This window comes from Methylobacterium sp. J-092 (assembly GCF_022829325.1).
In the GTDB taxonomy this organism is placed as follows: Bacteria; Pseudomonadota; Alphaproteobacteria; order Rhizobiales; family Beijerinckiaceae; genus Methylobacterium.
Genome location: NZ_JAKSXU010000195.1, coordinates 1 through 866, shown reverse-complemented (window position 1 = coordinate 866; position 866 = coordinate 1). Strand labels below are relative to the sequence as shown.

Here is an 866-nt window from a genome sequence, read left to right as displayed (position 1 = left end):
TGGTCGCTCGAGAAGGCGCGGGCGCTCCTGTCCGACAACGCAGGCTCGCACTTCGACCCGGCCTGCGTCGCGGCGTTCCTGGCCGGCTGGGGCGAGGTCGAGCGGCAATGGCTGCGCGCAGCCGCTTGACCGGAGATACGATCATTCCAGCGTGACAGCTATTCAGGGACAGGTGTTTGCTACAAAAACCCGCTCCCCGAGTGCCCCTTGAAGGCGTTCGCCCGGCGGATGTAGCCGACCACCGTTCGCGGATCGCGGTGCCCGGACTGATCCATAATGTGGGCAAGATCGGCACCCCGCTCGGCTGCCGAAGTGATGTAGCCGGCCCGCAGGGAGTGCGCCCCGAACGTCGAGGCATCGAGCTTGGCGGCGCGGTAGTCAGTGGTAGTTAGGCGTTCAAAAACCTCACAACTTGGTCTATATTTTTACTATTAATTAACACATATGTTCAAATCTGTAGATAGTACCTAAGCACGTCAACTTGCTTCGAGCGCATTGTAGAAATTGACTAGTCAATTGTAGGTTATCAGTTTTTGAAGGAATTTAGGGGATGCCGATCGATGCCACGCCCGATCCTGATGAAGTCCCCGTTCGGCATATTACAGGTGCTGTCAGTATCGTCTTGAACGGACAGACGGTCGCGCTCAACCTGTTCACGGACCGGATGGCCGTACTTATGGATGGGAGCGTGCAGCCTGATCCCATTGTAGCTGCACGTCTACGCCTTGATCTGGCGATGGCCAGAGAGATCCGCGATCAGCTTGATGCTCATCTTAGTGGTTTGACGACAAGTCCAAGAGGTAGTTTACAGTTGAACTGATGTTTTTGTTGCGGGGCTGCTCAGCTTCAAAAATTCAATGTTGTCG

1 protein-coding gene and 1 pseudogene are annotated in these 866 nt (G+C 55.5%); both read left to right on the top strand.

Annotated elements, in window-relative coordinates; all coding sequences use genetic code 11:
• Positions 1 to 129 (top strand): annotated as a pseudogene (locus MKK60_RS23060) (two-component system response regulator); the annotation flags it as partial.
• A gap of 421 nt (positions 130 to 550) precedes the next feature.
• Positions 551 to 820: a hypothetical protein gene (locus MKK60_RS23055; RefSeq protein ID WP_243988727.1), complete on the top strand. Its 270-nt coding sequence runs from the start codon at positions 551 to 553 to the stop codon at positions 818 to 820.
• Positions 821 to 866: the final 46 nt, after the last annotated feature.